13 protein-coding genes and 3 pseudogenes are annotated in these 14,531 nt (G+C 65.7%); 13 read left to right on the forward strand and 3 right to left on the reverse strand.

Annotated elements, in window-relative coordinates; all coding sequences use genetic code 11:
• The first annotated feature begins 127 nt into the window (after positions 1 to 127).
• The 7 genes and pseudogenes from SK095_RS08505 (at position 128) to SK095_RS08535 (ending at position 7,154) form a co-directional block, all read left to right on the forward strand.
• Positions 128 to 2,191 (forward strand): nucleoside-diphosphate sugar epimerase/dehydratase, encoded by a 2,064-nt coding sequence (locus SK095_RS08505; RefSeq protein ID WP_320548568.1) that lies wholly within the window; start codon positions 128 to 130, stop codon positions 2,189 to 2,191.
• Between the two features lie 70 nt (positions 2,192 to 2,261).
• Positions 2,262 to 2,541: pseudogene (locus SK095_RS08510) on the forward strand (SDR family NAD(P)-dependent oxidoreductase); the annotation flags it as partial.
• 84 nt (positions 2,542 to 2,625) lie between these two features.
• A pseudogene (locus SK095_RS08515) lies at positions 2,626 to 3,557 on the forward strand (IS481 family transposase).
• A pseudogene (galE, locus tag SK095_RS08520) lies at positions 3,554 to 4,277 on the forward strand (UDP-glucose 4-epimerase GalE); the annotation flags it as partial. The pseudogenes SK095_RS08515 and galE, both read left to right, overlap by 4 nt.
• Before the next feature lie 147 nt (positions 4,278 to 4,424).
• Complete coding sequence (gene galU / locus SK095_RS08525) at positions 4,425 to 5,258, forward strand: UTP--glucose-1-phosphate uridylyltransferase GalU (RefSeq protein WP_320548569.1); 834 nt, start codon at positions 4,425 to 4,427, stop codon at positions 5,256 to 5,258.
• 240 nt (positions 5,259 to 5,498) lie between these two features.
• Positions 5,499 to 6,875, forward strand: a complete 1,377-nt coding sequence (locus SK095_RS08530) for a phosphomannomutase CpsG (RefSeq protein ID WP_320548570.1) — start codon at positions 5,499 to 5,501, stop codon at positions 6,873 to 6,875.
• A gap of 144 nt (positions 6,876 to 7,019) precedes the next feature.
• Positions 7,020 to 7,154, forward strand: a complete 135-nt coding sequence (locus tag SK095_RS08535; RefSeq protein ID WP_320548571.1) for a hypothetical protein — start codon at positions 7,020 to 7,022, stop codon at positions 7,152 to 7,154.
• A gap of 25 nt (positions 7,155 to 7,179) precedes the next feature.
• Here SK095_RS08535 and SK095_RS08540 read toward each other — a convergent pair whose 3' ends face one another.
• Complete coding sequence (locus SK095_RS08540; protein ID WP_320548572.1) at positions 7,180 to 8,535, reverse strand: O-antigen ligase family protein; 1,356 nt, start codon at positions 8,533 to 8,535, stop codon at positions 7,180 to 7,182.
• 112 nt (positions 8,536 to 8,647) lie between these two features.
• On the opposite strand from SK095_RS08540, the gene SK095_RS08545 reads away from it, so the two are divergent.
• The 3 genes from SK095_RS08545 to SK095_RS08555 all read left to right on the forward strand — a co-directional run bounded on the left by SK095_RS08545 (position 8,648) and on the right by SK095_RS08555 (position 10,102).
• On the forward strand, positions 8,648 to 9,004 hold the full coding sequence (locus tag SK095_RS08545; RefSeq protein ID WP_136488000.1) for a VanZ family protein: 357 nt from the start codon (positions 8,648 to 8,650) through the stop codon (positions 9,002 to 9,004).
• A gap of 151 nt (positions 9,005 to 9,155) precedes the next feature.
• Complete coding sequence (locus SK095_RS08550) at positions 9,156 to 9,551, forward strand: group II truncated hemoglobin (protein ID WP_320548573.1); 396 nt, start codon at positions 9,156 to 9,158, stop codon at positions 9,549 to 9,551.
• A gap of 218 nt (positions 9,552 to 9,769) precedes the next feature.
• Positions 9,770 to 10,102 (forward strand): hypothetical protein, encoded by a 333-nt coding sequence (locus tag SK095_RS08555; RefSeq protein WP_320548574.1) that lies wholly within the window; start codon positions 9,770 to 9,772, stop codon positions 10,100 to 10,102.
• An 89-nt stretch (positions 10,103 to 10,191) separates the two neighbouring features.
• Here SK095_RS08555 and SK095_RS08560 read toward each other — a convergent pair whose 3' ends face one another.
• The gene (locus SK095_RS08560; protein ID WP_320548575.1) at positions 10,192 to 11,361 is read right to left on the reverse strand and encodes a p-hydroxyphenylacetate 3-hydroxylase oxygenase component; all 1,170 of its coding nucleotides are present in this window, start codon (positions 11,359 to 11,361) and stop codon (positions 10,192 to 10,194) included.
• A 506-nt stretch (positions 11,362 to 11,867) separates the two neighbouring features.
• Here SK095_RS08560 and msrB point away from each other — a divergent pair.
• On the forward strand, positions 11,868 to 12,386 hold the full coding sequence (gene msrB / locus SK095_RS08565; protein WP_201485980.1) for a peptide-methionine (R)-S-oxide reductase MsrB: 519 nt from the start codon (positions 11,868 to 11,870) through the stop codon (positions 12,384 to 12,386).
• Between the two features lie 2 nt (positions 12,387 to 12,388).
• Positions 12,389 to 13,024, forward strand: coding sequence for a peptide-methionine (S)-S-oxide reductase MsrA (msrA, locus tag SK095_RS08570; RefSeq protein ID WP_320548576.1), 636 nt, complete (start codon positions 12,389 to 12,391; stop codon positions 13,022 to 13,024).
• A gap of 4 nt (positions 13,025 to 13,028) precedes the next feature.
• On the opposite strand, the gene SK095_RS08575 is transcribed toward msrA, so the two are convergent.
• Positions 13,029 to 13,865 (reverse strand): S1 RNA-binding domain-containing protein, encoded by an 837-nt coding sequence (locus SK095_RS08575; RefSeq protein ID WP_320548577.1) that lies wholly within the window; start codon positions 13,863 to 13,865, stop codon positions 13,029 to 13,031.
• A gap of 419 nt (positions 13,866 to 14,284) precedes the next feature.
• On the opposite strand from SK095_RS08575, the gene SK095_RS08580 reads away from it, so the two are divergent.
• Positions 14,285 to 14,494, forward strand: a complete 210-nt coding sequence (locus tag SK095_RS08580) for a cold-shock protein (RefSeq protein WP_090347369.1) — start codon at positions 14,285 to 14,287, stop codon at positions 14,492 to 14,494.
• Positions 14,495 to 14,531: the final 37 nt, after the last annotated feature.

Genomic DNA, 14,531 nt, shown 5'->3' on the forward strand with positions numbered 1-14,531 from the left:
CATCTGTCGCGTTCATTCCATATCGTAAGGCACTGATGGCAAAATGTTGCCCGAGTTTTCAATGGCGACGACCCAGGCTTCATCTGGGCTTTGCTCGCATCCGGCTTGACTCTTCAGGGATCGTCCAATGAAAGGAAATCTACCTGCCCTGCGTCAGCAGTTGCTTGATCTTCCGCGTGCCAAGAAACGCCTCCTCCAGGTAGCGGTCGATGTACTGCTGCTCTGGCTGGCCCTCTGGCTGGCCTTCGCCATCCGACTGGACGACATGAGCCAGGTGGAGCCGTTCGGACACCATGCCTGGCTGTTCCTCGCCGCACCGGCGGTGGGCCTGCCGCTGTTCGTGCGCCTGGGCATGTACCGCGCGGTGATGCGCTACCTGGGCAACGAGGCGCTGGTCTCCATCGGCAAGGCGGTGACCCTTTCCGCCCTGCTGCTGGCTCTGGTGATCGTCCTCTGGGGCGACACTCCGGCACTGGTACCGCGCTCCATCGTCTTCAACTACTGGTGGCTCAGCCTGCTGCTGATCGGCGGCCTGCGCGTGGCCATGCGCCAGTACTTCACCGGCGACTGGTTCAACCTGGCCAGCCTCTCCTTCCGCTCACAGGATGGCGACCAGCCCAAGGTAGCGATCTACGGTGCCGGCATTGCCGGCAACCAGCTGGTCAAGGCGCTGCGCATGGATCGCACCATGCGCCCGGTAGCCTTCATCGACGACGACCGCAGCCTGGCCAAGCGGGTGATCGCCGGCCTGCCGGTGTACCGCCCGCGGCAGATTCAGCGCATGCTCGAGGAAACCGGCACCGAGGAGATTCTCCTCGCCATTCCTTCGGCTTCGCGCGTGCGGCGTCGCGAGATTCTCGAGATGCTCGAGCCGCTGCCGGTACACGTGCGCTCGATTCCCAGCTTCATGGACCTGGCCAGCGGCAAGGTCAATGTTTCCGATCTGCAGGAAGTGGACATCGCCGACCTGCTCGGTCGTGACCCGGTGGCGCCGCAGGCCGTGCTGTTCGAACGCTGCATCCGTGGCCAGGCCGTGATGGTGACCGGCGCCGGCGGTTCCATCGGCTCGGAGCTGTGCCGGCAGATCGTCGGCAGCGAACCGACCACGCTGATTCTCTACGAGCACTCGGAATTCAACCTGTACAGCATCCATACCGAACTGGAGCAGCGCATCCGTCGCGAGGGGCTCAAGCTGCGGCTGGTGCCGATCCTCGGCTCGGTACGCAATGCCGGGCGCATGTTCGACGTCATGCGCAGCTGGCGCGTGGATACCGTCTACCATGCTGCGGCCTACAAGCATGTGCCGATGGTCGAGCACAACATCGCCGAGGGCGTGCTGAACAATACCCTGGGGACCCTGCACACGGCGCAGGCGGCACTGCGCGCCGGCGTGCCCAACTTCGTGCTGGTCTCCACCGACAAGGCGGTGCGCCCGACCAACGTGATGGGCAGCACCAAGCGCATGGCCGAGCTGGTGCTGCAGGCGCTGGCACGGGAAAAGCAGGTGGCGCTCTACGAGGTGCCGGGCGAGGCTCCGGTGACCAACCGTACCCGCTTCACCATGGTGCGTTTCGGCAACGTGCTGGGTTCGTCCGGCTCGGTGATCCCGCTGTTCCGCGAGCAGATCAAGCGCGGCGGCCCCATCACCGTGACCCATCCGGAAATCACCCGCTATTTCATGACCATCCCCGAGGCCGCGCAGCTGGTGATCCAGGCCGGCGCCATGGGCGAAGGCGGCGACGTGTTCGTGCTGGACATGGGCGAGCCGGTGAAGATCGCCAAGCTGGCGGAGAAGATGATCCATCTCTCCGGCCTCAGCGTGCGCTCGAAGGACAACCCGGCGGGCGATATCGCCATCGAGTTCACCGGCCTGCGCCCCGGCGAGAAGCTCTACGAGGAACTGCTCATCGGCGACAACGTGCTGCCCACCGATCATCCGATGATCATGCGCGCCAACGAGGACTACATCTCCTGGAACGAGCTGAAGGTACTGCTGCGTGCGCTGGTCGATGCCATCAAGGCCGATGACTTCCTGGGCGTGCGCGAGCTGCTGCTGCAGATGGTCAGCGGTTATACCCCGGAAGCCGAGATCGTCGACCTGATCTACCGCCAGCGCGGCGGGGCTGCGGCCATCCCGCAGATTCCGTTGGTGACTCCCCGTCCGCAGGTGGTAGCGCACAAGGCATCGTAGGAGCTTCCTCCCATCGAAGCTCGATCCACCCGCGCAGTTTTCCCTCAACTCAGCTCATGGACGATTGCCCGTGTTCAACAAAATCCTGGTGACCGGCGGGGCCGGCTATATCGGCTCGCATACCACTCTCGCCCTGCTCGAAGCCGGCTTCGACGTGGTGGTACCTCTGCAACAGCTCGGTCGAATCGCTGCACCGCATCGAAGGCATCTGCGGCAGGGCGCCGCTCTTCATACAGGGCGACATTCGTGATCGCACCTTGCTCGACGAGATATTCGCCAACTACAACATTGACGCCGTACTCCACTTCGCCGGCCTCAAGGCCGTCGGCGAGAGCGTGCGAGAACCGCTAGCTGTGATCTCTCAGTAGGTTGTTCATCCGGGGCATTCCCGGAATTCTGGAAGCGCGACCAACACAGCCTTCCAGGAGCCCCGGGTGAACCTGCATAAACATGCCCGTCTTACCCCACGAGGTCGAGCCCTTCTGGTTCAGCGCATGCTCAACGGCTTGCGTGTCGAGGATGCTGCGCAAGCCGCAGGGGTGAGTGTCCGCACGGCTTACAAGTGGCTCAGACGCTTTCGCGAGGAGGGTGAAATCGGCTTGATGGATCGTTCGTCACGGCCGCACTCATGTCCGCATGCCACGGCAGCAACCATGATCGAGCAACTGATTAAGCTGCGCCGGTCGCGCAAGACCTACCGGCAGATCGCCCAGATGCTCGGTCTGGCCGTCAGCACTGTCGCCCGCCATCTCAAGCAGGCCGGCTTTCACCGGTTGGCCGAGCTGGAACCAGCCCCGGTGGTGGTGCGCTACGAGTACGCCAACCCTGGCGATCTCCTGCACCTGGACATCAAGAAACTCGGTCGTTTCTGGAAGCCCGGGCATCGGGTCACCAGCGACCGTCAGCAGTGCTCCGACGGCGCCGGCTGGGAGTTCGTCCATGTGGCCATCGACGATGCTTCCCGGCCTTCACCAGCCTGCACCCGGATGAGCGTGGCAGCAGTGCTTGTGCAGGCCCTGCGTTACTATCGTGGGCTGGGCATCCGCTTCCGACGGGTCATGACGGACAATGGCTCCTGCTACCGTTCCCGGGCGTTCCAGCGCTTATGCGCTCGCCTTGGGCTACGGCACATCCGCACCAAGCCCTATACGCCACGCACCAACGCAAGGCCGAGCGTTTCATCCAGACGACCTTGCGTGAGTGGGTCTACGCCCGGAGCTATGACAGCTCCGAGCAGAGAGCCGCGCACTTGCCTGCCTGGCTGCATCACTACAACTGGCATAGGCCGCATGCGAGCCTCGCATATAACTCGCCGATCAGCCGCGTCGTACTTTCACTGAACAACGTACTGGGTTTACACAGCTAGCCTATTATGAGAACAATGTCGCCGGCAGCGTGACGCTCTGTCAGGCCATGGCCCACGCCATTCAACTCCTCGGCCACCGTGTACGGTGAGCCTCGCCAGATGCCCATTCGCGAGGACTTCGCCACCGGCATCCCCACCAATCCCTACGGCCGTTCCAAGCTGATGGTCGAGGAGGTGCTGCGCGATCTTGCCAAGTCCGATTCACGCTGGAGCATCGCCCTCCTCTGCTACTTCAATCCGGTCGGCGCTCACCACAGCGGGCTGATCGGCGAAGATCCGAACGGCATCCCCAACAACCTGCGGCCGTACATCACTCAGGTCGCCATCGGCAAGCTCAGGGAGCCTGCCGTGTTCGGCGACGACTATCCGACCTGCGACGGTACGGGGGTGCGCGACTACATCCACGTGGTCGATCTCGCCGACGGCCACCTCAAGGCGCTGCAGGCGACCTCGGAGGGGAGCGGTGTGCACGTCTGGAACCTGCTGGGCACCGGAACCGGTTACAGCGTGCTGGAGATGGTACGGGCCTTCGAGCAGGCATCCGGTCGCCCGGTGCCCTACCACATCGCTCCGCGCCGTCCCGGCGACATCGCCGAGTGCTGGGCCGATCCGGGCAAGGCCGAGCGTGAGCTGAGCTGGAAGGCTGAGCATGGCATAGACACGATGATGGCCGACACCTGGCGCTGGCAGTCGACCAACCCGAGGGGATACGCAGGCTGATCGCTGCTCCCAAACAGGGTGCGATATAGCAGCTCCGCCGTGCCCCCGACGTTCCTCGCCACAGCAGCCCCCTTACCCAAGCGCCATGCTAAGCCCTGCACGAAACTCCTTATCTTTAATGCCCCTGCCGCCATGCAAGGACTCCCCATGATCCGAAAATGCCTGTTCCCCGCCGCCGGCTACGGCACCCGCTTCCTCCCGGCCACCAAGGCGATGCCCAAGGAAATGCTCCCTGTCGTCAACAAGCCGCTGATCCAGTACGCGGTCGAGGAGGCCCGCGACGCCGGGCTGCAGCACATGGCCATCGTCACCGGCCGCGGCAAGCGTGCGCTGGAAGACCACTTCGACATCAGCTACGAGCTTGAGCATCAGATCAAGGGTACTGACAAGGAGAAGTACCTGGCCGGCACCCGCGAGCTGATCGACGAGTGCACCTTCTCCTATACCCGCCAGGTGGAGATGAAGGGCCTCGGTCATGCCATCCTCTGCGGCCAACCGCTGATCGGCGATGAACCGTTCGCCGTGGTACTGGCTGACGACCTGTGCCTGAACCTCGGCGGCGACGGCGTGCTTGAACAGATGGTCAAGCTGTACAAGCAGTTCCGCTGCTCAATCGTCGCCATCCAGGAAGTACCGCGCGACCAGACCCACAAGTACGGTGTGATCGCCGGCGAGATGATCCGCGACGACATCTACCGGGTGAACACCATGGTCGAGAAGCCCAGGCCGGAGGACGCGCCGTCCAACCTCGCGATCATCGGCCGCTACATCCTCACCCCGGACATCTTCGACCTGATCGCCGACACCGAGCCGGGCAAGGGTGGAGAGATCCAGATCACCGACGCGCTGATGAAGCAGGCGCAGAGCGGCTGCGTGCTGGCCTACAGGTTCAAGGGCCAGCGCTTCGACTGCGGCAGCGCCGAGGGCTACGTCGAGGCGACCAACTACTGCTTCGACAACCTATATCTGAAGGGGCTTTGAGCATCGGTCTCCGCAGGGACACGCATCCCCTCAGTTACGCCCCTCCGGAGGTACCCAGGTCGCCGCGCGGCGCCGCAACGGCGGCCATCGCCACACCGCCCTCAAAGCCCCCACAGCCCTCACAGCCCTCACAGCCCTGCGACCGACCGCGAAATTCTCATGCAGCAATCTCCCGTGCTGCCGGATAATCCCGCGCCCGATCATTCCCCCATGCGGCAGGAAGCCGCCGAATCGACGCTCATGACGAAACTGACCTGCTTCAAAGCCTACGACATCCGCGGCCAGCTGGGCCGCGAGCTGAACGAAGACATTGCCTATCGCATCGCCCGCGCCTATGCCGAATGGCTCAAGCCGCAGACCGTGGTGCTCGGCGGCGACATCCGCGAGACCTCTCCGGTCCTCAAGGCGGCCCTGGCCCGCGGCCTCACCGAGGCCGGCGTCAAGGTGCTCGACCTGGGCATGACCGGCACCGAGGAAGTGTATTTCGCCACCTGGCAACTGGGCGCCGATGGCGGCATCGAGGTCACCGCCTCGCACAATCCGATCGACTACAACGGCTTCAAGCTGGTGCGCGATGGCTCGCAGCCGATCAGCCGCGACACCGGCCTGGAAGACATCCGCCTGCTCGCCGAGAAGGCCGAGTTCGCCGCCCCGGCCGCGCAGCCGGGCGAGCTGCAGCAGGTCGACTGCCGCCCCGCCTACGTCGAGCACCTGCTGTCCTACATCGACTGCGGCGCGCTCAAGCCGCTGAAGCTGGTGGTCAACGCCGGCAACGGCGCCGCCGGCCCGGCGCTGGACGCCATCGAGGCGGCCCTGCAGGCGCGCGGCGTGCCTTTCGAGTTCATCAAGGTCAACCACACGCCGGACGGCAGTTTCCCCAACGGCATCCCCAACCCGATGCTGGAGGACAACCGCGCCGCCACCCGCGATGCGGTGCTGGCCCACGGTGCCGATCTGGGTATCGCCTGGGACGGCGACTTCGACCGCTGCTTCCTGTTCGACGAGCAGGGCCAGTTCATCGAGGGCTACTACATCGTCGGCCTGCTCGCCGAGGCCTTCCTGCGCAAGGAAGCCGGCGCGCGCATCATCCACGACCCGCGCCTGACCTGGAACACCCTGGCCCTCGTCGAGCACAACGGCGGCGAGGCGGTGCAGTGCAAGGCCGGGCACGCCTTCATCAAGCAGAAGATGCGCGAGGTCGACGCCATCTACGGCGGCGAGATGAGCGCGCACCACTATTTCCGCGACTTCGCCTACTGCGACAGCGGCATGATCCCCTGGCTGCTGGTGGCCGAACTGATGTGCAGCTGCGGCCAGTCGCTGTCCAGCCTGGTCGGCGAATGCATCGCCGCCTTCCCCTCCTCCGGCGAGATCAACCGCAAGGTGGCCGACGCCGCCGAGGTGATCCAGCGCGTCGAGTCCGTCTACGCCACCGACGGCGCCGCGCTGGACTACACCGATGGCCTGAGCGTGGCCTTTGCCGACTGGCGCTTCAACCTGCGTGCCTCGAACACCGAGCCGGTGATCCGCCTCAACGTGGAAAGCCGCGGCGACAGCGCGCTGATGCAGGCCAGGACCACCGAACTGCTGGAGCTGATCGGCGGCGAGCCGGGCTGACGGCCCCCGCGCTCGCCGCGCAGACGCATGGCCGCAGGCAGGGGCAACCGCTGCCGGCGGCCATTGCGTTTGCGGCGTGGCGCTCGGCCGGACCTGCGGGAAGGACTACAACCGCGACAATCGCTTCCTGCCCCGGTCTTGATCATGCAACTCAAGAAACTGCCCATCGGCATCCAGACCTTCCGCGAGGTGGGCTATCTGATCGGCGTGGAATTCAGCCGCGACAGCCGCAGCGTGGAGGGCTTTGCCACGCAGACCCTGCAGTCCGGATGCGCGTAGCCGTGCGCATGCCGCCCGCCGCGCCTCACTCGAACGCTGCGGACCGGCGCCGCGGGTTGCTGTGCTGGTTGGCCAGCACGGCAATCGCGCAGAGCGCCACGAAGCTGGCGGCGTTGGCGGGAATCTGCAGGTTGAAGTCGACGCTGGAGTGGATGCCGATGGCGACGATGCCCATCGCCGCACCGAAACCGACGCCGCTGCGGTACAGCGACTCGCGCCGCCACAGGGCCTGCAGGGCACGCCACAGCGCCAGCAGCACGAACGCCGCCAGCGGCAGCGTGCCGATCAGGCCGTACTCGATGACGAACTGGATGTAGTCGTTGTGGGCGTGATCGAAGTGGTTGCGCACGTCCTCGCCCGCATACCTGGGGAACACTGCCTCGAAGCTGCCGGCGCCCTGCCCGACCAGCGGCTTGTCCATCATCAGCGGCACCGTGTAGGCGAATACGTCGTCACGGATTTCGTTGGCCCGCTGGACTACCTGCCCCTCGACCACCACGTCGTTCAGGCGCGTCTCCACCAGGCGATCCCTCAGGCGGTCGAAACCGAAGTACTGACTGATCACCAGCATGTCGATCAGGACGAGGCTGGCGAGGATCAGGCCGTTGCGCAGCCGATGCTCGCGGTTGAGCAGGATGAAGACCGCACCGACCACCATCAGGCTGGCGAAGAAGGCCATGTTGCCCATGCGCGAGCGGGTCATCACCAGGGCGATCACCATCACTACCAGCGCCAGGCGCAGGCGCGCCTTCGGCCCCATCAGCAGCTCGAGCAGGTTCACCCAGCGGAACGGCTGGCCATCGCGCAGCGCCAGCAGCAGGCCGATGCCACAGGCCAGGGTCATCTCCAAATAGCCGGCCAGGTGGTTGCGGTTGACGTAGGTGCCGCTGGTCACTTCCGCATGACCGAGCCCCATGGAGGCCAGCAGGCCTTCGCTGCCGGACAGTGTCATGAAGGCGCCATAGAAGGCCTGGAAGGTACCGCTGATCACCACGACACTGAGCAGCAGGGTCAGGCGCCGGCGGGTATGGAACAGGCTGACGACCATCAGGAACAGCAGGCTGTAGGCGAGGCCGAGCATCAGGTACTGGAAGGTTGCACCGACATCCACCGTCAGCCCGCCGAGCCACTGCACCGCCACCCAGGCCTGGCTCGACAGCAACAAAGCGAACATCGGCAGTGCCGGTCTGAGTGCCTTGCTCGCCGGCAGGGCGTTACGCCACAGGGCGACACCCCAGACGCAGCCGATCAGGCCGACCAGTGCCGCCAGCAGCCCCATCGACCAGTCGCGATTGCTGCCCAGCGGCAGCGGCAGCCACACCAGCAGGATCAGGACCGAGGCGACCAGGACGCGCTCGAGGCGATTGGAATTCTGAAGCATTGTGCGGGATCATCCGTACGCGGCGGCCGGCTCGTTCGCCGACCTGCCAGGGTCTGAAAAAGGCACGGCAGTATAAGGAACATCCCTTCCTCCACCAACCGACTGGTACACGATGCTCTTCCGTATTCCCCGCGCGCTCTGGATCCTGGCCTTCGCCGTCTGCACGGCGAGCGTGCTGGTCCTGGCGCTGATGAAGAATCCTTCGGCAATGTTCAGCACCGGCTGGGACAAGGGCAATCATGTCCTGGCCTTCGCCGTGCTCACCTTCCTCGGGCGCATGGCCTTTCCCGGACAGCGCCTGCTCCTGCTGCTCGGCCTGCTGGGCTACGGCGTGCTGATCGAGAACCTGCAGCTGATGACCGGCTACCGCTTCGGCGAATACCAGGATCTGCTGGCGGACGTGACCGGCATGCTGATCGGCTATCTGCTGGCGGTGCCCATGACCCGCAGGCTGCCGGCGCAGCAGTAGCTGCCTCGATCGCCCGCCAGGGACATCCGCGCGCAACCAGGGCGCGGGCGCTCCGCGGCGGCATGCCGGCCACTGATCTGGGTCAAATCCCCAGCACGGCACTCAGGCACCATCGGCTCCGTCCACAAGAACAACCCGGCGGAGTCGTGCCATGAACCATACCCCCTACCAACTGCTCGGCAGCGAGGAAGGCGTGCGCCGCCTGTGCGATGCCTTCTACGACTGCATGGATCAGCTGCCGGAGGCGGCGGACATCCGGCGCATGCACGGCGAGGACCTGTCGGGGATCCGCCAGAAGCTGTTCGAGTTCCTCTCCGGCTGGCTGGGCGGGCCGCCCCTGTATGCGCAGAAGTACGGCAGCATCTGCATGACCGGCCCGCACCGCCCGTACGCCATCGGCCCGAAGGAGCGCGACCAGTGGCTGCTGTGCATGAACCGGGCGCTGGAGCGGGTCGGCGCCAGCGACGAGGTCAAGGAAATGCTCGAACGGCCGATGCATGCCATCGCCGACATGATCCGCAACCGCGAGAGCTCCGCGAGCGCCTGAGCCGCGGATCGCCCCGAAACCCCGCCCAGCCAGGCTGCGCGGGGTTTTCTTTGGCCGAAGAAACGCGACTGTCACGGAAAATTCATCGAACTGCAGGCTTTTTCACGACTTGCATCAACAAAACCCTGCATGGCGTTGCCTAGTCTGGACTCGTCAGTCGCCGCTGCCCGCTGGCGGGCCGCACGACACGAGATGCCAACGACCAGGAAGGTACGCCCATGCACATTCGCACCCTCGCCCCCCTCTCCCTCCTGCTGGCGGCCCTGGCCGGCTCGGCCGTGGCTGGCAATGTCGTCGAGGGCACCTACGACATGACCACCGAGGCCATGGGCGTGAAGGTCCGCAGCACGACCGTCGAGCTGACCCCGGAGTACATCCGCGAGGGCGACAACAAGCTGGCCATCGCCGAATGGATCCACCGCGACGGCTACGTCACCGCCCGCGACGGCAAGGGCAATACCCTGCTGCACGCCCGTGTCGAGGACGGCGGCGACACCCTGATCCAGCAGATCGAAGGCATCGGCACCGCCACCTTCACCCGCATAGACTGAACCTTGGGGCGGCGCCACCCGCGGGTGGCGCAGGCAAGCAAAAGGGGGATTGCCTTGCGGCAATCCCCCTTTGTTCATTGCGGAGCGACTCAGACCATGCTCGGGTCCGGCTCCAGGCCCATCAGCTCGCGGCCGAGGATCTGCGCGCAGACGTCGTAGTCGGTGTAGGCGTGTGCGCCGGTCATGTGCGAGTCGCGGAACAGGCGCTGGATCTCGCTGTTCTCGAACCAACTGGTGGCGCCGGCGGCCTCGAACAGGCGGTCGACGGCGGCGATGCACATCTTCACCGCGTAGGCCTGGTTGGTGCGCCAGTAGGCCAGCTTCTCGCGGCTCGGGTACTCGTGGCGCTCGCCGTACTCGGCGTGCTCTTCCCAGGTCTTCTCGAGGAAGGCGCGGGCGGCAGCGACCTGGTGGGTCGACTCAGCCAGACGCATCAGCGCCGGGGTGGCGGCACCGACAGCGGCGCCGGTGTAGGCGCGCACGCGGTTCTTCTGCTTTTCCTTGAAGGCGACCAGCATGCGCTCGGCGATGCCCAGGCTGATGGCGGAGAAGCCGCAGGCGAAGTACGGGCGGTACGGGGTGTAGAAGATCTTGCTGTCCGGATACAGACCGAAGCCGGCGGACTTGCCTTCCATCATGTCCTTGGCCGCCTGGATGCGGTGGTTGGGGATGAAGGCGTTCTTGATCACCAGGGTCTTCGAGCCGCTGCTGCGCATGCCGACGGAGAACCAGTCGTCGCGGATCTCGTAGTCGCTGCGCGGCAGTACGCCGAAGCTGTACACCAGCTCGCCTTCGGCATTCTTGCGGCGCATGCCGACGATGGCCCACTCGGCGTGGTCACAACCGCTGCTCCAGCCCATCTCGCCGCTGAGCAGCACGCCGCCCTCGGTTTCCTCGATGGTGCTGAACGGCGCGATGCTGCTGCTGGCGGTGGCATCCGGGTTGTCGCCCCAGATCTCGTCCTGCAGCTGCTTGGGGAACATGGCCAGCTGGTGGCTGTGGGTGCACAGCAGGCTGAAGGCCCAGGCGGTGCCGCCGCAGGCGCCGGCCAGCGCGGCCACGCAGTCGGTGAATTCGGGCAGGGAGATTTCCAGACCGCCATAGGCCTTGGGCTGGAAGGCGCGGTGCATGCCGATGCTCTTCAGCAGAGCGATGTTCTCGTCCGGGACCTTGCGCTCGAGCTCCGCGCGGGCGGCGTTGGCTGCGATGGCCGGCAGGATGGTTTGCAGTTTCTCGAGAAGGGGGTTCGCTCTTTTCATGGCTGTCTGTCTATACCGGTCGATACTTATTGTGTCTGCCGCCACCTGCGGGTCGCGGCAAATGCCCAACTGCCAGGATCAATTCAGTCTGGTCGATCCGCAGGCACTCTGCCTGCGCGCTTCCAGCAATCCGGGGGGCATTATGTGATGGCATCGACGGTGACAGAATGCACCTTTCATAGACAAGATTGCATTTTTCATGGAATCGCCCGACACCTGCCGGCCCTTCGACCACGCAGCGGGGCAGGTGGAAACGTCTGCGATCCCGCCGCAAGCAGCTGATTTCGCACGAGATGGTTGCAGGGCTGCACATCCGGCCAGGCGCTGACGGGCCTCCTCCCGGGACGGCTTGCACAAATCACGGCGAGCGTCGCGCTGCCGGGCGAATCTCGGCCCGGTCGGCGACCGTCCATCGGCAGCCGAGGATGCCGCCGGCCCGCAAGCGGGAACGGCGCCGCGCCAGGCTGTCTAATATTTGCACAGAGCATCCTCCCGGAGGTGTCGCCATGCATCGCCGCCATCTGCTGCGGGCCATCGCCCTGCTGCCCGCCTGGGCACTGCTGGAGCGCGGCATCCGCCCGGCGCGGGCAACGCCCCTCGCCACGGTTGCCCGGCTGGACAAGCCGCCCGAGGAGTGGCGAGCCCTGCTGCCGCCGGCAGCCTGGCGCGTGCTGTTCGAGGAGGACACCGAGCCGGCCGGCAGCAGCCCGCTGAACGACGAACACCGCGACGGCACCTTCGTCTGCGCCGCCTGCTACCTGCCGCTGTTCGACAGCCGCCACAAGTACGACAGCGGCACCGGCTGGCCGAGCTTCACCCAGCCGCTCGACCCCGCGCACATCGGCCGCCGGCGCGATTTCAGGCTGTTCTGGCCGCGCAGCGAATACCACTGCGCGCGCTGCGGCGGGCATCAGGGCCATGTGTTCGACGACGGCCCGCCGCCGCGCGGCGAGCGCTGGTGCAACAACGGCCTGGCGCTGCACTTCGTGCCGCGCGAGGAACCCCTGCCGGAGCTGAGGAGCTGAGCATGCGCAGACAGGTCAGGGTGGGGCTGCGCGCCCTGCTGACGGGAGCCGCCCTGCTCGGTGCCCTGTCGCTGGCGAGCGCAGGCGAGACGCCCACGGCGACGCCCGAGGCGGACGCCACGGCGATCTTCGCCGGCGGCTGCTTCTGGTGTCTGGAAGCAGATTTCGACAAGGTGCCGGGAGTGCTGTCCACCACCTCGGGCTATACCGGCGGCACGCTGGCCAACCCGAGCTACGAGCAGGTCTCGGCCGGCGGCAGCGGCCATCTGGAGGCGGTGCTGGTGCGCTACGACCCGGCGCGGACCAGCTACGCCAGGCTGCTGGAGGCCTTCTGGCCGAACATCGACCCGCTGACCGCCACCGGCCAGTTCTGCGACATCGGCGCGCAGTACCGCAGCGCGATCTTCTATGCCGACGCCGAGCAGCGACGCCAGGCCGAGGCCTCCAGGGCGGCGCTGCAGGCCTCCGCGCGCTTCGACCGGCCCATCGTCACCGAGATACTCCCCGCCGGCACCTTCTATCCGGCCGAGGAGTACCACCAGGACTACGCGCGTCGCAATCCGCTGCGCTACCACTTCTACCGCAGCCGCTGCGGCCGCGACGCCCGCCTGCAGGAGCTGTGGGGCACGCCACGCTGAGGATTCAGCGCAGTTCGATGCCCTGCTCGTGGATGACGATCAGGCCCTGCTTGTACAGGCCGCCGATGGCCTTCTTGAAGTTGCCCTTGCTGACGCCGAACAGGCGAGCGATCTCCTCCGGCGGGCTCTTGTCGGAGAGCGCCAGGCGGCCGCCGGCCGCGCGCAGCTGGGCGAGGATCTGCTCGCCCAGCTGGTCGCCCGCCTGCCGGCCGACCGGCTGCAGGCTCAGGCTGATCTTGCCGTCCGCGCGCACTTCCTTGATGTAGCCGGTCTCCTGCATGCCCGGGCGGATGAACTTGAACAGTTCGTTCTTGTGGATCAGCCCCCAGTGCTTGCCGTCGATGATGGCCTTGAAGCCCAGGTCGGTGCGCTCGGCCACCAGCAGGTCGACGGCCTGACCCGGCTGGTAGCTGGCCGGCGTGTTGTCCAGGTAGCGGTCCAGCCGCGCGGTGGCGGTGATCCGCCGGGTGCGCGGATCGAGATAGACGTGCACCACGGCGTAGTCGCCGACCTGCAGGGGGCGCTTCTCCTCGGAATGCGGCAGGAACAGGTCCTTGGGCAGCCCCCAGTCGAGGAACAGGCCGACGTGGTTGATCGCCACCACCTTGAGGCTGGCGAAGCCGCCCACCTGCACCCTGGGCTTCTGCGTGGTGGCGATGATGCGGTCTTCGCTGTCGAGGTAGACGAACACGTTGAGCCAGTCGCCGACTTCGCAGGGCTCGCCCTTGGGCACATAGCGCCTGGGCAGGAGGATTTCCCCGTCCGGCCCGCCATCCAGATAGAGGCCGAAGTCGGTGTGCTTGACCACCTGCAGAGAGTTGAACCGCCCGATGAGTGCCATGTCGCGTACCTTGATTGCCAGGGCAGGCATTCTAGCCGAGATCGCCCGCCGGCACGCGGCCGGCTGATGCAACACGGCCGCGGATTTCCCCGTCCTTTCCCGACGGATGCCCGGGACTGCACGACGGCCCGGAGGGGCCTCGTAACTCATTGATTCGAAAGGGCTGCTTGCTGCAGGGCCGACGTGCCGCGCCGCACCGAGAAACGCCATCCGCCAAAAGGCGGAGGCACGACCTGCAGAAAGGATTTGCACCGGACCGCATTACCAAGTAGGGTGCTCCCCACTGTGTTGCTTGTGTCATCGTAATCGACTGGTTTAGATCTTGATCCAATCATATTTCGGTTTTCCTGGCTCCTTGCACTCAGTTCCGGCCCCGGGCAGTTCCGGTGCCGTAGTCAACACTGTCCAAGGAGACAACCATGTCTAATCGCCAAACCGGTACCGTCAAGTGGTTCAACGATGAAAAAGGCTTCGGCTTCATCACCCCGCAGAGCGGTCCGGACGTGTTTGTGCATTTCCGCGCCATCAAGGCCGACGGCTTCAAGACCCTGAAGGAAGGCCAAGCCGTTTCCTTCCTGGTCGTCCAGGGCCAGAAAGGTCTGCAGGCTGACGAAGTCCAGATCATCTGATCCGGCTTCCCGCCTCGCAAAAGCCCCGCCCAGTGCG

Origin of the sequence: Pseudomonas sp. AN-1 (assembly GCF_034057115.1) — a bacterium.
GTDB lineage: Bacteria > Pseudomonadota > Gammaproteobacteria > Pseudomonadales > Pseudomonadaceae > Geopseudomonas.